The following is a 15996-nucleotide window of genomic DNA, read 5'->3' as shown; positions in this document are numbered from 1 at the left end:
CCGGTCTCCGCCGCGGGTCCCCCGCCGGGTTGCTGCGCTGTCTCATCGGGCGTCCGTCCGTCGCCGGCCGGCTTCTGACTGGGTACGGCCGCTGTGCGCGGCTCGTCACGCTCGCTCATGCCGCCACCTCAGAGGTCTGTTGCGAGGCCACGATCTCGGCGTACGTCGGGCAGGTGTCCAACAACTCCGCATGTCGTCCCACTCCGACGACCCCTCCGTTTTCCAGGACGATGATCTGATCGGCGTCGATGATCGTGGAGACCCGTTGGGCCACGATCACCACCGCCGCCTGCGCGGTGACCGGCCGCAGTGCCGCTCGCAGTCGCGCGTCGGTGCCCAGGTCGAGCGCGGAGAACGAGTCGTCGAAGAGGTAGATCTCCGGTTGCCGGACCAGGGCCCGGGCGATGGCCAGGCGCTGCCGCTGCCCACCGGAGACTGTGGTGCCGCCCTGCGCGATCGGGGCGTCCAGCCCGCCGGGCATCTGGGCCACGAAGTCCCGGGCCTGGGCGATCTCCAGCGCCGCCCACAGCTCCTCGTCGGTGGCGTCCGGGTTGCCGTAGCGCAGGTTGCTGGCGACCGTCCCGGTGAACAGGTACGGCCGCTGCGGCACCAGGCCGATGCGTCGCCACAGCTCGTCCGGCGCCAACTCCCGCACGTCCACCCCGTCGACCAGCACCGCGCCGTCGGTGACGTCGACCAGGCGGGGGATCAGCGACAGCAGCGTCGTCTTGCCCGCGCCGGTGCTGCCGATGATCGCCGTGGTGGTGCCCGGGATCGCCCGGAAGGAGATGTCGCGCAGCACCGGCTCCACAGCGCCCGGGTACTGGAAGCGCACCCCGCGCAGCTCCAGCTCGGCTCGGGTGGGCAGTTCGGTGACCGGCGCGGCGGCCGGGACCACCGAGGAGTCGGTGTCCAGCACCTCGACGATCCGTTCGGCGCAGACCGCCGCCCTCGGCACCATCATCAGCATGAAGGTGGCCATCATGACCGCCATCAGGATCTGCATCAGGTACTGCAGGAACGCGGTGAGCGCGCCGACCTGGATCGCGCCGGCGTCCACCCGCTGCGCGCCGAACCAGAGCACCGCCACGCTGGAGACGTTCAGCACCAGCATCACCACCGGGAAGATCAACGCCAGCAACCGACCGGTACGCAGCGCGGTCGCTGTCAGGTCGGCGTTGGCGACGCCGAAGCGGTCCGTCTCGTACGGCTCGCGGACGAACGCACGAACCACCCGGATGCCGGTGATCTGCTCTCGCAGCACCCGGTTGACGGTGTCGATGCGGGTCTGCATCAGCCGGAAGCCCGGCACCATCCGACGGATGATCGCGCCGAGGGCGATGGCCAGCACCGGCACGCTGACCAGCATCAGCCAGGAGAGCCCGACGTCCTCACGCAACGCCATGAACACGCCGCCGACGCTCATGATCGGTGCGGCGACGAGCATCGTGCAGCTCATCAGGACGAGCATCTGCACCTGCTGCACGTCGTTGGTGTTGCGGGTAATCAGCGACGGCGCCCCGAACCGGGCCACCTCGCGGGCGGAGAAGCGGTTGACGTGCCCGAACAGTTCGGCGCGTACGTCGCGGCCGAAGCCCATCGCGACCCGGGCCCCCAGGTAGACGGCGGCGATCGAGCAGACGATCTGGATCAGGCTGACCAGCAGCATCCAGCCGCCGGTATGCACGATGTAGTCGGTGTCGCCCCGGGCCACACCCTGGTCGATGATGTCCGCGTTGAGGCTGGGCAGGTAGAGCGAGGCCATGGTGCCCACGAACTGGAGCAGCACGACCGCCAGCAACGGTCTCTGATAGGTGCGCAGTTGGCCGCGCAGGAGTCTGATCAGCACGCCGGGTCCTTCGTTTCGGTAGGGCGTCCGGTCATCCGCGGGTCGTCTCCGCTGCCGATGACCTCAAGCAGGAACTCCCGGATCACCTGGGCCTTCGCCGGGTCGGCGTCGACCGAGGTGAGGGGCCGTCCGGAGTGCATGAGCGCGCCGAGCGCGGCCACCCGTTCCCGCCCGGCGGGGGTGATGGCGAGTCGGATGCTGCGTCGGTCGTTGTCGTCGCGCTGCCGCTCGACCAGGCCGTCGCGCTCGAGCGTGTCGACGATGCCGGTCAGGGTCGCCGGGCGGACGAACCCCTTCTCGGCGACCGCCCGGTGCGGCAACTCGCCGTGTCGGGCGAGCGTCAGCAGGGTGATCATGCCGGCCTGGGTGAGACCGTGCTCCTCGGCGAGGTAGCGGTTCCACCGCTGCCCGACCAGGTGCCCGGCCACCACCAGCAGCCGGCCGAGCGGCACGTCCTGGAGGGTCACGAGTTCCACAACAGGCAGGTTAGCTCCCTGATAGTCAGGGGCCAAACGAAATAACCGCAGCGGTGGCCACGAACACGATCTGCAGCACCGTTCGCTGTGCGAGTGGGGTGACCGGGCTGCCGGCGAGGGTCAGTTCGCGCCGGGCGGCCGAGACGTTGGCCGGGAACATGGCGAGCATGAGCAGGCCGAGCCCGGCTGCCGCGACCCGGGCGGTCGCCGGCACCAGGAGACCGACGGCGCCTGCCAGTTCCAGCACGCCAGTGACGGTGACCAGCAGGTCCGGCCGGGGTAGTCGGGGCGGGACCATCGCGATCAGGTCGGCGCGCCGCTGGCCGACGAAGTGCGCGACGGCGGTGAGCGTGAACATCACGGCCAGCCCGACGCGCAGCGCGGGATGCCAGCCGTCCAGTGCGGTGATGCCGGCCAGGCCGGCGATTCGAGTCAGTGCGGTGCCGACGATCAAGGCGATCAGGGGTGCCATCGGAATCCTCCTCTGTGAAACTTGCCAGTGACAAGATTGCGTGCCAGGGGTGCATCTTGTCAATGGCAAGATAAGATTCGCCCATGACCGACACCCGCGCCTACCACCACGGCGATCTGCGCCGCGCCCTGCTCGCCGCGGCGCTGGAGGCCGTCGGGGAGGTCGGACCCGCCGCGCTGAGCCTGCGCGACCTGGCCCGGCGGGCCGGTGTCTCGCACGCCGCGCCCGCACATCACTTCGGCGACAAGGCGGGCCTGCTCACCGCGCTCGCCGCGCAGGGCTTCGACAAGCTGGCCCAGGCGTTGTCCGAGGCGGACGACCTGTTGGAGGCCGGCGTCGCGTACGTCGACTTCGCCGTCACGCACCGGGCGTACTTCGAGGTGATGTTCCGGCCGGAGCTCTACCGGGCCGACGACACCGAGCTGAACGCGGCTCGGGTTCGGGCCGGCGCCGCGCTCCGCTCCGGGGTGGCGGCGCTGCCCAGCGGCGGCGCGCCCGCCGACACCGACCGGGACTCGCTCGCGGCCTGGTCGATAGCGCACGGCTTCGCCACCCTCTGGCTGGCCGGCGCACTGCCCGACCGCGTGGGCAACAATCCTCGCGAGGCAGCCCGCGCCGTCCTACGCCGACTGTCAACCTGACAGCAACCCCGCCCTGCAGCGTCGATCATGGAGGCGTGGTGGGCGATTCGCTCATCGCCGCCCCTTTTGCGAGGCACCACAACTCCATGATCGACGCGTCGGGGCGGACGGGGCCGGGGCCGGGGCCGGTGGGTGGGTGGGTTACCAGCTGGTGGGGAGGGGCATTCCTTCGGTGAAGCCGGCGGCGCTCTGCACGCCGACGATGGCTCGCTCGTGGAACTGGGTCAGGTCGCGTGCGCCGGCGTAGGTGAAGGCGCTGCGTACCCCCGCGATGATCTCGTCGATCAGGTCCTCGACACCGGGGCGGGCCGGGTCCAGGTGCATCCGGGCCGAGGAGATGCCCTCCTCGAACACCGCCTTGCGGGCCCGGTCGTACGGGCTGTCGTCGGCGGTTCGGGCGCTGACCGCCCGAGCCGACGCCATTCCGAAGCTCTCCTTGTACCGCCGGCCGTCCGCGTCGGTGTACAGGTCACCCGGGGACTCGTAGGTGCCGGCGAACCAGGAGCCGATCATCACGTTCGACGCCCCGGCGGCGAGCGCGAGCGCCACGTCCCGAGGGTGCCGCACCCCGCCGTCGGCCCACACGTGCCGGCCCAGTTGGCGGGCAGCGGCCGCGCAGTCGAGCACGGCGGAGAACTGCGGTCGACCCACGCCGGTCATCATCCGGGTGGTGCACATCGCCCCCGGGCCGACGCCGACCTTGATGATGTCCGCCCCAGCCTCCACCAGGTCGCGTACGCCCTCGGCGGTCACCACGTTGCCGGCCGCCACCGGCACCCCCGGGTCCAGCTTCCGGACCGCCTGAAGTGCGGAGATCATCCGTGCCTGGTGGCCGTGCGCGGTGTCCACCACCAACGTGTCCACCCCCGCCTCGAGCAGCGCCGCGGCCTTGCCGGTCACGTCCCCGTTGATCCCGACGGCCGCCGCGATCCGCAGCCGACCCCTGTCGTCCACGGCCGGTGTGTAGAGGGTGGCGCGCAGCGCGCCCTGTCGGGTCAGCACCCCGACCAGCCGACCCTCGGCGTCCACCACCGGGGCGAGTCGGCGACGGCCCGCCGAGAGTAGATCGAAACCGGTACGAGGATCCGCGTCCGCCGGGACGGTGTGCAGTTCGGTGGACATCACGTGACGCAGCTGCGCGAAGCGGTCCACGCCAGTGGTGTCCGCCTCGGTGACCACACCCATCGGCCGGCCGGCGTCATCGACCACTATCACCGCACCGTGCGAGCGCTTGGGCAGTAGGTGGATGGCATCGCCAACGGTCTCGGTCGGGCCCAGCGTGATGGGCGTGTCGTAGACCAGGTGGCGCTGCTTGACCCAGGCGACGACATTCGCCACCACCTCGATCGGAATGTCCTGCGGAATCACCGTGATGGCACCCCGGCGGGCGACCGTCTCCGCCATCCGCCGTCCGGCGACGGCTGTCATGTTCGACACCACCAACGGAATGGTGGTGCCGGTGCCGTCGCCGGTGGCGAGGTCGACGTCGAGCCGGGAGCCCAGGTCGGAGCGGGCCGGCGCCATGAAGACGTCGGTATAGGTCAGGTCGTGCGCGGGAGCCGCGCCGTGAAGGAACCGCACCCGGCAATCATTCCCGCTCGCGGTCCATTCCACCGCCGGTGGTCGCGGAAAACACTCGCACCGTCGTTGGTAGTGGTCCCGGTGGCGTCGTCGGTGCTCGCCGGATTGTCGCGCAGCCCGGCGGAAGTGCCACGGCGAGCACGGCCGGGTACGAACCGGTCAGCCCAGCAGGAGGGCTGCGGCGAGCCCGGCCATCACGACGGCGATGACCGCGTCCAGCACCCGCCAGGCGATGGCGCGGGCGAGCAGCGGCGCGAGGCGCTGCGCGCCGACGCCGAGCGCGGTGAACCAGACCACACTGGCCAGAACGGCGCCGGCGCCGAAGACCCACCGGTGCGGGTGTTGTTGGGCCACGCTGCCCAGGAGTAGCACGGTGTCCAGGTAGACGTGCGGGTTCAGGTAGGTGAAGGCGGCGCAGGCGAGCAGTGTCGCCCCCAACGTGGCCGGCGGCCGTTCGGTGGGCAGCAGGGCGCCGGGACGCAGGGCGCGGCGGGCGGCGAGCCCCGCGTAGCAGAGCAGGAAGGCCGCACCGCCCCAGCGGATCGCCATCAGCAGGCCCGGTCGGCCGGTCACCAGCGAACCGACCCCGGCCACTCCCGCCATGATCAGCAGCGCGTCCGACGCGGCGCAGGTCAGCACCACGGGTACGACGTGCTCGCGTCGCAGGCCCTGGCGCAGGACGAAGGCGTTCTGGGCGCCGATGGCGACGATGAGCGCGATGGAGATCGAGAAGCCGGCGACGGCGGAAGTGAGCACGGAGTCGACGCTAGGGCTGTCGGCTGGCACCAGTCCAACTAAAGATTCTGACGCAACTTAAGCTCAGCTAATGGATGGTCTCGATTCGGCGCAGCTAAGGACACTCGCGGCGGTGGTGGCGGAGGGCAGCTTCGACGCGGCGGCCCGGCTGCTGCACGTCACGCCGTCGGCGGTGAGCCAACGGATCAAGGCGCTGGAGGAGACGGTCGGCCAGGTCCTGGTCCGCCGCGCCCGTCCGTGCGTGGCAACCGACGCCGGCCGCCCGCTGCTGCGCCTGGCCGGCCAGCTCGCGCTGCTCGAACGGGAGGCGCTGGCCGATGCTCGCAGCCCGCTGGCCGGCGGTGGCCTGATCCGGGTCGCCGTGGTGGTAAACGCGGACTCGTTGGCCACCTGGTTCCCCGCCGCGCTGGCCCGGCTGCCGCAGCGGGCCGGGCTCTCGTTCGACCTGCGGCGGGACGATCAGGACCACACTGCCGAGTTGCTTCGCGACGGTTCGGTGACGGCGGCGGTCACCGCCCAGCGGGAGGCCGTGCAGGGCTGCCGGGTGCTGCGGCTCGGGGCCATGCGCTACCGCGCGCTCGCCACGCCGCAATTCGCTGCTTCCCACTTCGATGAGGGACTCACCGCGTCCGCGCTGGCGGGTGCGCCGCTGACCGTCTTCGACCGGAAGGACCGGGTGCAACACCGGTTCATCAGGGCGGTGGTCGGTCGACCGCTCGACCCGCCGGTGCACTACGTGCCGTCGGTGCCGGCCTTCAGTGCGGCGATCCGGCTCGGGTTGGGCTGGGGCCTGGTGCCGGAACAGATCGCCGGGGCCGACCTGGCCGCCGGTCACTGTGTCGACCTCGCACCGGGTCGACACCTCGACGTGCCCCTGTACTGGCAGCACTGGCGGCTGGAGTCCGACGTGCTGAACGCCCTGACCGCCGCCGTCCGCGCGGTTGCCGCCGAAACCCTGCGCTGACTTCCCGCCGGGCGCTCAGGCGATGGTGCAGATGGGCGCACCGGCGGTGATCACGGCGCCGACCTCGGCGCTGAGACCGCTGACCGTACCCGCCTTGTGCGCGTGCAGCGGCTGCTCCATCTTCATCGCCTCCAGCACCACGACCAGGTCGCCCTCGGCCACCGTGTCGCCGTCCGCCACCGCGATCTTGACGATGGTGCCCTGCATCGGCGAGGTGAGCGCGTCGCCGCCGACCGGAGCCCCGGCCTTGGCGCCGCCGCGCCGGGTCGACTTGCGGGCGGCGGGTGCCGCTGTGGTCGTACTCCCACCGAAGCCGGCGGGGAGGCTGACCTCGATGCGCTTGCCGCCCACCTCGACCACGACGGTGTCGCGCTCGGCCGGCGCTTCGGCGGGGCCGGCGGCGGCGGTGAAGGGCGGCACGGTGTTGTGGAACTCGGTCTCGATCCACCGGGTGTGCACTGTGAACGGCTCGGCGGTGAACGCCTCGTCCCGGACGACGAGCCGGTGGAACGGCAGCGCGGTGGCCATCCCGTCGAGGACCATCTCGTCCAGTGCGCGGCGGGCGCGCTCCAGCGCCTCGGTCCGCGTCTCACCCGTGATGATCACCTTGGCGAGCAGCGAGTCGAAGTTGCCGCCGATCACGTCGCCGGCCGAGATGCCGGTGTCTACCCGCACACCCGGCCCGCTGGGCAGGCGCAGCGCGGTGACAGTGCCGGGGGCGGGCAGGAAGTTGCGGCCCGGGTCCTCGCCGTTGATCCGGAACTCGATGGCGTGCCCGCGCGGCGTCGGGTCCTCGGTGATCCGCAGCTTCTCGCCGTCGGCGATCCGGAACTGCTCGCGGACCAGGTCGATGCCGGCGGTCTCCTCGGTGACCGGGTGCTCGACCTGGAGTCGGGTGTTGACCTCCAGGAAGGAGATCGTGCCGTCGACGCCGACCAGGTATTCCACGGTGCCGGCGCCGTGGTAGCCGGCTTCGCGGCAGATCGCCTTGGCGCTCTCGTGGATCTGCGCGCGCTGGGCGTCGGTGAGGAACGGCGCGGGCGCCTCCTCGACGAGCTTCTGGTGACGTCGCTGCAACGAGCAGTCCCGGGTGCCCACCACGATCACGTTGCCGTGCTGGTCGGCGAGGACCTGCGCCTCGACGTGCCGGGGCTGGTCGAGGTACCGCTCGACGAAGCACTCGCCCCGACCGAACGCCGCGACCGCCTCCCGGGTGGCCGACTCGAACAGTTGCGGGATCTCCTCCATCGTGCGGGCGACCTTGAGGCCGCGCCCACCGCCACCGAAGGCGGCCTTGATGGCGACCGGCAGGCCGTGGTCGACGGCGAAGGCCATCACCTCGTCCGGGCTGGCCACCGGGTCCGGGGTGCCGGGGACCAGCGGCGCGCCGGCCCGCTGGGCGATGTGCCGGGCGGTGACCTTGTCGCCCAGGTCGCGGATCGCCTGCGGGGTGGGGCCGATCCAGGTCAGCTCGGCGTCGATGACGGCCTGGGCGAAGTCGGCGTTCTCGCTGAGGAAGCCATAACCCGGGTGTACGGCGTCAGCGCCGGCCCGAGCGGCGACGTCGAGCAGCTTGTCGATGCGCAGGTAGGTCTCGGTCGCGCTGTCCCCGCCGAGCGCGTACGCCTCGTCCGCGAGGGTGGCGTGCAGGGCGTCGCGGTCGGAGTCCGCGTACACGGCGACGCTGCCCAGGCCGGCGTCGCGGCACGCGCGGATCACCCGGACGGCGATCTCGCCGCGGTTGGCGATGAGTACCTTGCGCACCTTCGTGGCTCCTCCCGGGCAGGTTACTGACGGGGAGTGTATCGGCCGCCCACGGCGGCCCTAACGATCGCTCAGTGTGGGATGCCGCACTGCATCCGCCACGGTTTAGTCAAACTTGTCTATTACGCTTATCGGGTGTCTTCGACTCGGATGATGATTCTCGGTCTGGTGCGGTGGATGCAGCCCGTGCACGGCTACGACGTGCGCCGTGAGCTGCTGAGCTGGAGCGCCGACAAGTGGGCGAACGTACAGCCCGGATCGATCTATCACGCCCTGCGCAAGCTCACCGAGGAAGGACTGCTCCGCGCCGTAGCGACCGAGCAGGTGGGCGCCCGTCCGGCGCGGACCACGTACGAGGTGACGGTCAAGGGGGAGGACGAGTTCGAGACGCTGCTGCGCAACTCCTGGTGGACCATCACCGAGCCCGCCGACCCGTTCGTGGCGGCCTTCTCCTTCCTGCCGGCCATGCCGCGCGCCGAGGCGGCCGCCGCCCTGCGTAACCGGGCCAACCTGCTGCGCGCCGGCGTCGAGTCCATGCGCGCCTCGTTGGAGTCGGACTGGGTGCGCAACCGCAAGCCTGTGCACGTGGGCTGGATGTTCGAGCTGTGGTCGGCGCGGGCGGAGGCGGAGATGAGCTGGTGCGAGCGGATCGCGGAGCGGATCGATTCCGGAGTGTCGTACCTGCCTGCTGAGCTGGATGAAGCGCAGGGTTGGTCGGGGTGGAGGGACGGCGTGGAGCCGCCCGACACCAACGCGGAATAATCAACGTTGACTAAAAAAGCTATATCGCGTTAGCCTGCTGGCGGCACAGCGGGGGAGTGCGCCGTCCGGCGTTCGCCCACTCGATGGCCGGCCCGACCGGCCCGAACGACCAGGAGCAGAAATGATCGAGACCAGGGGGCTGCGGAAGTCGTTCCGCTCCCGCGCGGGTCGAGAGACGAAGACGGTGGACGCCGTGCGGGGCGTCGACCTTGACGTTGCCAAGGGCGAGATCTTCGGCTTCCTCGGCCCGAACGGCGCCGGCAAGACCACCACGCTGCGGATGCTCGCCACGCTGATCGAGCCGGACGGCGGCGAAGCCACCATCGCGGGCGCCGACCTGCGCAAGGACCCGGCCGAGGTGCGCCGCCGCATCGGGTACGTCCCGCAGGGCGGCAGCACCTGGGACGAGTCCACCGCCCGCGAGGAGCTGGTGCTGCACGCCCGGATGTACGGCATCAGCAAGGTCGACGCGCAGCGGCGCGCCGCCCGCGCCCTGGACGCCTTCCAGCTCACCGAGTACGCCGACCGCAAGTGCAAGACCTACTCCGGCGGCCAGCGTCGTCGGGTGGAGATCGCCCTCGGCATCATCCACGAGCCGAAGATCGTTTTCCTGGACGAGCCGACCACCGGCCTCGACCCGCAGAGCCGCGCCCACATGTGGGACGAGATCCGGCGGCTCCGCGCCGACGGGATGACCGTCTTCATCACCACCCACTACCTGGACGAGGCCGACGCGCTCTGCGACCGGATCGCGATCATGGACAACGGCGAGGTGGTGGCCGAGGGCACACCAACCGAGCTCAAACGGGAGATCTCCGGCGACGTGGTGCTGGTCGGTCTCGACCTGGCCGCCACCCCGCAGGCCGCCCAGACGCTCGACGGCGAGCCGTACGTCAACAAGCTGGAGACTGTCGACGAGGGTGGCCTGCGCCTCTACGTCGACGAGGGCGCCACCGCCATCCCGCAGGTGCTGCGCCGACTCGACCACGCCGGGCTGGAGCTGCGCTCGATCGAGCTGCACCGACCCAGCCTGGACGACGTCTTCCTCACCAAGACCGGCCGCTCGCTGCGCGAGTCCTGACCACCGGAGACGACTCTCATGAAATTCGCCCGTGACACGTGGCTGATCTTCCAGCGCCAGATCCAACTCCTGCTACGCAACCCGGTCTGGGTCTTCGTCGGCGTGTTCCAGCCGGTCATGTACCTGCTGCTCTTCGCCCCGCTGCTCAAGCCCGCACTTAACGCGCCCACCCAGGCCGCCGCCTACAAGATCTTCGTACCGGGTCTGCTGGTGCTGCTGGCCATCTTCGGTGGCCTGTTCCAGGGCTTCGGCCTGATCGCCGAGCTGCGAGCCGGCGTCATCGAACGCTCCCGGGTCACCCCGATCAGTCGGCTCGCCCTGCTGCTCGGCCGCTCGCTGCGCGACGTGGTCTCGCTCCTTGTGCAGGCGGTCATCATCACGCTCTTGGCGCTCATCTTCGACCTGCGGGTGTTCATCGGGGACCTGCTGCTGGCGTACCTGATGCTCGCCCTGATCGCCCTCATGACCTCGGCCGTCTCCTACGGCGTCGCCCTCAAGGTCAAGAGCGAGGATGCGCTCGCCCCGCTGATGAACACGGTGGCGCAGCCGGTGCTGCTGCTCTCCGGCATCCTGCTGCCGCTGACCTTCGCACCCGGCTGGTTGCAGGGCATCGCCAACTGGAACCCGTTCTCCTGGGCTGTCGACGGCACCCGGGCACTGTTCGCCGGTGACCTGGGCAGCGACAAGGTCTGGCAGGGCCTCAGCATCACAGCGGTCCTCGCCGCGCTGGGCGTCTACTGGGCCGCCCGGCAGTTCGCCCGCAGCGTCCGCTGACGCTGGGTCGGCTGTTCCTGGTTATCGGGGTGTCCCTTCGTCGGGGACACCCCGATATCCGTTTTCGGAGGTCGCTCTGTCCGGCTGTCGCTGACCCTCAGCGGACCCGGGCGAGGGTGAGGCCGTCCGCGATCGGCAGCATCACCGGGTCCACCCGTACGTCGGCGAGGACCTCGTCGTTGAACGCGGCGATGGCCCGGTCATTGGCGTCCTGCGGGGCGATGACCCGCCCGCCCCGCAACACGTTGTCGACGGCTATCACCCCACCCGGACGCATCCGGGGCACCAGTTCCGCCCAGTAGATCGGGTAGCCGGTCTTGTCCGCGTCGATGAACGCGAAGTCCAGGTGTCGCTCGTGCGGCAACTCCCGCAGCCCGTCCGCCGCCGGGCCGATGCGCAGGTCGATGAGATCCTGCACGCCGGCCCGCGCCCAGTAGCGCCGGGCGATGCCGGTGAACTCCTCGGAGATGTCGAAGCAGGTCAGTCGCCCACCCTCGGGCAACCCGCGGGCGATCGCCAGCGACGAGAGCCCGGTGAACGTGCCGACCTCGACGGCCTGCCGCACGCCGAGCAGCCGGGTGAGGAACGTCAGGAACGCGGCCTGCTCCGGAGCCACCTGCATGGTGGCGTGCTCCGGCAGCACCGACCGGGTCTCCTCGGCCAGGTCATTGATGATCTCGTCCGGCGGGGAGCCGTGTGCGACCAGATAGGCGTGCAGCTCGTTGGTGAGCGGGATCGACTTGGTGGTCATGACCGGACGTTACCGAGCGGCTCGACAGTTTGGCCGCCCGGCGCGACAGTCGTCCACAGGTCGGTGATCCGCAGATCCAGCTCGGCGAGGAGCCGGCGCAGCAGCGGCATCGACAGCCCGACCACAGTCCCCGGGTCACCCTCGATTCGTTCCACGAACGGCCCACCCAGCCCGTCGATAGTGAACGCACCGGCCACCGCCAGCGGCTCACCAGTGGCCACGTACGCGGCGATCTCGTCGTCACTGATGTCAGCGAAGTGGACAGTTGTCGACGCGACCGCCTCCGCGCGCCGGCCCGCACTAACGTCGACCAGGCAGTGCCCGCTGTGCAGAACGCCACTGCGTCCCCGCATCCGCAGCCACCGCCGGGTCGCGTCAGCCGCATCCGCCGGCTTGCCGAGGATCTCCCCGTCGAAGGCGAGCACCGAGTCGCAGCCGATCACCAACGTCCGCTGATCGGCGGTCGCGTTGAGCCGGGTCAACACCGCCTGCGCCTTCAGGCGAGCCAACTCCAGGCACAACTCCTCGGCCCGCTCGGTCACCACCAGGGACTCGTCCACCCCGCTGACCAGCACCTCCGGCTCGACGCCGGCAGCCTGGAGCAACTTACGACGGGCAGGGCTCGCCGAAGCGAGCACGAGGCGGAGCGGCAAAGTCTCAGACACCACCCCGACGTTACCGCCCAACCCCCCTCCAAGACCGACACCCCGCCCAGCACGGCCCTGTGGCCGGGCGCCCTTGGCCGGCCGGGTGGTCGGGCGCCCTTGGGGCGGCCGGGCGGCCAGCGCTTCGTTGATCATTCAGCGACTGATTCTGGGTGGTGGATCATCACCACGCCGGCGTCGCCGCGCTATCACGGCCCACCCGACCCCGGCAGCCACGAGCACCCCGAGCGTGGCCAGCCCACGCGCGGTCGCGCTACCGCTCGCATCACCCGGCTGAGCGCCAGCCGTCGTCGTCGGGCCAGCACCGGCCGGAGCGCTCACCGATTCAAACCCCAGCGGCGGTACGTCTGCCGTCAGCGCCGCCACAAGATCGATCACTCCATAGCCGTACTCGTCGTCACGCCCCGGAGGGCCCTTGTCGACGGCGGTGGCCGTGAGCCGGTGCGCTACCTCTCGGGCCGGCAGGTACGGGTACTTGGACCGGATCAACGCAGCCGCGCCCGCCACGATCGCCGTTGCGCTCGATGTGCCAGTCCCCTTCGAGTATTTCCCGCCGTAGCTGGTGCTGTAGATGTCAACCGCAGGAGCGACCACATCGATATTCGCTCCGGTGACCGAGATGGCAGCATGTTGTCCAGTGCGATCGACACCGCCGACCGCGATAACACCCTCTTCGCTGGCCGGATACGCAGTTGGGCTGTGGGGTGAGTTACCCACTGAAGCCACAACTATGATGTTCGCTGCGAGGGCGGATCTGATTGCCCGGACGAGGCTCGGTGTCGATGCGCCTCCGCTTGAAATGCTAATGACTTGAGCGCTGTTGGCGATCGCATACTCTATGGCCGCAGCGAGATCATCAGCTTCGCCGAAATTATCGGCGCTGGCCGCCTTTATCGGGAGAATTTTGGACTTAGGTGCGATGCCGAGTGCGCCTAAACCTGTGCCGCTGCCGTGCGCCGCAATTAACCCTGCCATGCTCGTGCCGTGACTGTTCGGGTCCTGCTGGCCATCTCCCGAACCGCCCGCCACGGTGTCTGTGCCCTTGAGTAGATTCTCTCTTAGGTCGGGGTGAGGATCGACGCCGGTGTCCGGAACCGCGACAATGACTCCCTCGCCTTGGCTGACCGCATGTGCTCGGGAGACATTCAGAAAGCGAAGGTGCCACTGGTCGTCTCGAATGCGCTCGGCTTGGTCGGGCCCTACCGTGCCGTGTGCCGAATGCGGCCGATCCTCCGTGGTCGTCCCGAGGCCCGCGATTGGCAGGACCATTGTGACCAGAATCGTTCGGGTAATGAGTCGCATTATCGCGAAAAGCCGATAGCTGGGCCTGGATCAATGGGTCCTTCGTCGTCGGGTGGCCGGACTACCGGAGTCACCCCCTTTTCGACCTCCCACGGGTTATCGGGGTCCCAGTGGCGTGAGCTGTTATCAGTCTGCCTGCGGGCGCTCGGCCGCGCAGGGTTTGACTGCATATAACCGGGACTCGTCAGACTGGGGCCACCGCCGATCGGTGGGATGCTCTGTGCCGCTGAAAAGTTGCGACCCGCGCCAGGTCGAGAACCAGCTCCTCCGCTAGGTGCTGTGCCCGCACCCCCACCCCCAATCACGCCGCCAATCGGGTTGACGCGGCGAGCTGAGTTCGACCCTGACCCGGGCTGGCCCAAACCGATTGGTGGTGGACCTCCGATGATGCCTCCCGGCGGCATGGCTTTGTTAGAAACCGGTGGTGTAGATCGATGGGCATGGCTTTCGGCCCCAGCCTGCGGCCTGCCGATTGACCCTGGCGGCGAGTGCGGGGCCAACTCGCCAACGGGTCGCATTGAGATGCCGGGCGGCGGGCCTATGGGGGCGCCGGGGGACGCTGGCGGAGGGCTCGCCAACCCAGCTGGACTTGGGTTTGGCGTGCTCGGCGTTAAAGCCGTACCCACCCCACCCAGTATTGGCCCGACGCTCGGGGGAGTCAGGGCAGGCGTAGGTCCTGCAGGAGCCGTTGTCGGAGGTTGCGATGGCGGAACTGCTGGCGCCATCGGCACTGCGACGACCGGGGGAATGACCGGACTCTGCGCGCTCGTGTCATAAACGTCAGGATCGTTTGGCTGATGGCCGGGTCGACGTGGCGGCGGGGGTGGTTTTTGGAGGGTTGCTTGGGCTTGTTGGAGTTCGCCGCTCAGGTTGAACATCATGGATCGGGCCTGCACGTTGAGTCGTTCCAACTCACCATCAGCAACGGGCGGCGTGGCAGCCCGGTTGCCCATCACCGCTTTCGGGTCGGCGACCATCGACTCGTACGCCTGCTTCTGCTGGAACTTGGTCGCGTACTCCTCGTAGATCTTGCGGAGTGCGGCGCGGGTGGTGCCGATGGCCTGGGTCGCGGCGGACAGTGCGGTGTAGTTCGCGGCGGCGGCGTCGTGGGTGCGTTGCACCTTGTCGATGAGTTCGTCGAGTTCGGCGAGGTACGTGCGGGAGGCGGCGCTGGTTTCGGGGGGCCATGCCTCGGCGAGTCCGCGTCGGTACTGCTGGAGGCGGCCGAGGTGGATTTGCGCCAGGTCGCAGACCTTGCGCCAGCCGGCGACCTGTTTCCAGTGGTTGGCGGTGTCGTGGTCCTGGAGGCAGGCCCACATGCTGTTGACGTCCATGAGGTGCCAGTCGGTGAGGCCGGACGTGCGGCCGGTGCCCCGTTCGATCACGGCAGCACCACCGGCCCTGCGGCGTCGGGGCTGGTCGGGTCGCTCAGGGTCGGCGTCGGGCCGCCGGGGAGAACGCTGGCCGGGTTGGCGAGGGCTCGTTGCACGTCGACCACTCGGGCGGCGGTGAAGGCGTCGCTGTCGGCGTAGTGGGTGGCGACCTGGTCGGCGGCGGCGGCGAGGTGGCCGGTGGCGCCTCGGACGGCGTACACCATGTCGGCGGTGGCCTGCTGCGTCTCGTGGTGAGCGTGCAGGAAGGTGACCAGCTCGATGAAGGCGTCGCAGGGGTTGGGCAGCTTCGCGGACATGTCTTCGGCGATGTACGACAGGTGCGGCGCGTAGTTGCTCTCGACCTCGGCGGCGAGCCGGTCGGCGAACTCTCTGAGCTGGCTGATGTCGGCTTCGATGCCGCCGTAACCGCGTAGCCAGGGTGCTGGCCGGTCCTCTTCGGGGATCATGGATCCTCCCTACCCGTAGCGGAACCGTTTCCCTGAGTGAGGTTAACGGCTCAACGCCACCCTGACAGCCCCCGTACCGGTAGGTCTCGGGTTATCGGGGCAGGCCGGCGGCGCGCCACCCGCGGGAGCCCCCGGGTCGACCGCTGCGCGCCCAGGCGGACGGGGTCGTCGGCACGGGGGCGGCGGACGGACGGGGCCGGATGATGATCGCCCCCACCAGAGCGGCCAACTCCTCGGCGGTGGGCACGCCGCGGACGACCCGGAACAGCGGCTCTTCGGCAGACATGCCGCCAGGGTACGCGGCGCGAAGTTACCCGA

General features: G+C 69.8%; 16 protein-coding genes. 5 read left to right on the top strand and 11 right to left on the bottom strand.

Annotation, left to right across the window (positions count from 1 at the left end; genetic code table 11):
* Positions 1–115: 115 nt before the first annotated feature.
* Genes AB0C19_RS22855 through AB0C19_RS22845 form a run of 3 tightly spaced genes read right to left on the bottom strand, consistent with a single transcriptional unit; the run spans position 116 to position 2797 of the window.
* Positions 116–1849: an ABC transporter ATP-binding protein gene (locus tag AB0C19_RS22855; protein WP_357188408.1), complete on the bottom strand. Its 1734-nt coding sequence runs from the start codon at positions 1847–1849 to the stop codon at positions 116–118.
* Entirely contained in the window at positions 1843–2325 is a 483-nt protein-coding gene (locus AB0C19_RS22850) for a MarR family transcriptional regulator (RefSeq protein WP_124861988.1), read from the bottom strand. Before AB0C19_RS22850 ends, AB0C19_RS22855 begins: the two co-directional genes overlap by 7 nt.
* A gap of 25 nt (positions 2326–2350) precedes the next feature.
* A complete protein-coding gene (locus AB0C19_RS22845) occupies positions 2351–2797 on the bottom strand; it encodes a DoxX family protein (protein ID WP_357188405.1) in 447 nt (148 codons plus the stop codon).
* 83 nt (positions 2798–2880) lie between these two features.
* Between AB0C19_RS22845 and AB0C19_RS22840 the strand changes: the two genes are divergently transcribed.
* Positions 2881–3438 carry a TetR/AcrR family transcriptional regulator gene (locus tag AB0C19_RS22840; protein WP_357188403.1) on the top strand — a complete coding sequence of 186 codons (558 nt, stop codon included), beginning with the start codon at positions 2881–2883 and terminating at the stop codon, positions 3436–3438.
* A gap of 141 nt (positions 3439–3579) precedes the next feature.
* Here AB0C19_RS22840 and AB0C19_RS22835 read toward each other — a convergent pair whose 3' ends face one another.
* On the bottom strand, positions 3580–5019 hold the full coding sequence (locus AB0C19_RS22835; protein ID WP_357188401.1) for a GuaB1 family IMP dehydrogenase-related protein: 1440 nt from the start codon (positions 5017–5019) through the stop codon (positions 3580–3582).
* Positions 5020–5178: 159 nt separating this feature from the next.
* Positions 5179–5775, bottom strand: coding sequence for a LysE/ArgO family amino acid transporter (locus tag AB0C19_RS22830; RefSeq protein WP_357188399.1), 597 nt, complete (start codon positions 5773–5775; stop codon positions 5179–5181).
* A 70-nt stretch (positions 5776–5845) separates the two neighbouring features.
* Between AB0C19_RS22830 and AB0C19_RS22825 the strand changes: the two genes are divergently transcribed.
* A complete protein-coding gene (locus AB0C19_RS22825; protein WP_357188397.1) occupies positions 5846–6739 on the top strand; it encodes a LysR family transcriptional regulator ArgP in 894 nt (297 codons plus the stop codon).
* Positions 6740–6754: 15 nt separating this feature from the next.
* Here AB0C19_RS22825 and AB0C19_RS22820 read toward each other — a convergent pair whose 3' ends face one another.
* Positions 6755–8503 carry a biotin carboxylase N-terminal domain-containing protein gene (locus AB0C19_RS22820; RefSeq protein WP_357188395.1) on the bottom strand — a complete coding sequence of 583 codons (1749 nt, stop codon included), beginning with the start codon at positions 8501–8503 and terminating at the stop codon, positions 6755–6757.
* 150 nt (positions 8504–8653) lie between these two features.
* Between AB0C19_RS22820 and AB0C19_RS22815 the strand changes: the two genes are divergently transcribed.
* The 3 genes from AB0C19_RS22815 to AB0C19_RS22805 all read left to right on the top strand — a co-directional run bounded on the left by AB0C19_RS22815 (position 8654) and on the right by AB0C19_RS22805 (position 11120).
* Complete coding sequence (locus AB0C19_RS22815) at positions 8654–9265, top strand: PadR family transcriptional regulator (RefSeq protein WP_357188511.1); 612 nt, start codon at positions 8654–8656, stop codon at positions 9263–9265.
* A 121-nt stretch (positions 9266–9386) separates the two neighbouring features.
* On the top strand, positions 9387–10346 hold the full coding sequence (locus AB0C19_RS22810) for an ATP-binding cassette domain-containing protein (RefSeq protein WP_357188393.1): 960 nt from the start codon (positions 9387–9389) through the stop codon (positions 10344–10346).
* Positions 10347–10364: 18 nt separating this feature from the next.
* The gene (locus AB0C19_RS22805) at positions 10365–11120 is read left to right on the top strand and encodes an ABC transporter permease (protein WP_124823257.1); all 756 of its coding nucleotides are present in this window, start codon (positions 10365–10367) and stop codon (positions 11118–11120) included.
* Between the two features lie 97 nt (positions 11121–11217).
* Here AB0C19_RS22805 and AB0C19_RS22800 read toward each other — a convergent pair whose 3' ends face one another.
* The 5 genes from AB0C19_RS22800 to AB0C19_RS22780 form a co-directional block, all read right to left on the bottom strand.
* The gene (locus AB0C19_RS22800) at positions 11218–11871 is read right to left on the bottom strand and encodes an O-methyltransferase (protein ID WP_357188390.1); all 654 of its coding nucleotides are present in this window, start codon (positions 11869–11871) and stop codon (positions 11218–11220) included.
* Positions 11868–12536, bottom strand: coding sequence for a Maf family protein (locus AB0C19_RS22795; protein WP_357188388.1), 669 nt, complete (start codon positions 12534–12536; stop codon positions 11868–11870). The genes AB0C19_RS22800 and AB0C19_RS22795 overlap by 4 nt, the downstream gene beginning before the upstream one ends.
* 135 nt (positions 12537–12671) lie before the next feature.
* Positions 12672–13805: a S8 family serine peptidase gene (locus tag AB0C19_RS22790; protein ID WP_357188386.1), complete on the bottom strand. Its 1134-nt coding sequence runs from the start codon at positions 13803–13805 to the stop codon at positions 12672–12674.
* Between the two features lie 1414 nt (positions 13806–15219).
* Positions 15220–15678: a hypothetical protein gene (locus AB0C19_RS22785; RefSeq protein ID WP_357188384.1), complete on the bottom strand. Its 459-nt coding sequence runs from the start codon at positions 15676–15678 to the stop codon at positions 15220–15222.
* A 91-nt stretch (positions 15679–15769) separates the two neighbouring features.
* Positions 15770–15964: an acyl-CoA carboxylase subunit epsilon gene (locus tag AB0C19_RS22780; protein ID WP_357188382.1), complete on the bottom strand. Its 195-nt coding sequence runs from the start codon at positions 15962–15964 to the stop codon at positions 15770–15772.
* Between the last annotated feature and the right edge of the window lie 32 nt (positions 15965–15996).

This window comes from Micromonospora sp. NPDC048842, from assembly GCF_040649935.1.
Lineage (GTDB): Bacteria > Actinomycetota > Actinomycetes > Mycobacteriales > Micromonosporaceae > Micromonospora > Micromonospora hortensis.
Note: the sequence above shows the minus strand (reverse complement) of the source record. Positions and strands in the feature narration are given on the sequence as shown.

What these genes read in the sequence shown, in the direction of transcription:
- AB0C19_RS22780 (WP_357188382.1), bottom strand. Translation starts at nt 15,964, where the DNA reads ATGTCTGCCGAAGAGCCGCTGTTCCGGGTCGTCCGCGGCGTGCCCACC.
- AB0C19_RS22805 (WP_124823257.1), top strand. Translation starts at nt 10,365, where the DNA reads ATGAAATTCGCCCGTGACACGTGGCTGATCTTCCAGCGCCAGATCCAA.
- AB0C19_RS22845 (WP_357188405.1), bottom strand. Translation starts at nt 2,797, where the DNA reads ATGGCACCCCTGATCGCCTTGATCGTCGGCACCGCACTGACTCGAATC.
- AB0C19_RS22810 (WP_357188393.1), top strand. Translation starts at nt 9,387, where the DNA reads ATGATCGAGACCAGGGGGCTGCGGAAGTCGTTCCGCTCCCGCGCGGGT.
- AB0C19_RS22800 (WP_357188390.1), bottom strand. Translation starts at nt 11,871, where the DNA reads ATGACCACCAAGTCGATCCCGCTCACCAACGAGCTGCACGCCTATCTG.
- AB0C19_RS22790 (WP_357188386.1), bottom strand. Translation starts at nt 13,805, where the DNA reads ATGGTCCTGCCAATCGCGGGCCTCGGGACGACCACGGAGGATCGGCCG.
- AB0C19_RS22840 (WP_357188403.1), top strand. Translation starts at nt 2,881, where the DNA reads ATGACCGACACCCGCGCCTACCACCACGGCGATCTGCGCCGCGCCCTG.
- AB0C19_RS22825 (WP_357188397.1), top strand. Translation starts at nt 5,846, where the DNA reads ATGGATGGTCTCGATTCGGCGCAGCTAAGGACACTCGCGGCGGTGGTG.
- AB0C19_RS22815 (WP_357188511.1), top strand. Translation starts at nt 8,654, where the DNA reads ATGATGATTCTCGGTCTGGTGCGGTGGATGCAGCCCGTGCACGGCTAC.
- AB0C19_RS22785 (WP_357188384.1), bottom strand. Translation starts at nt 15,678, where the DNA reads ATGATCCCCGAAGAGGACCGGCCAGCACCCTGGCTACGCGGTTACGGC.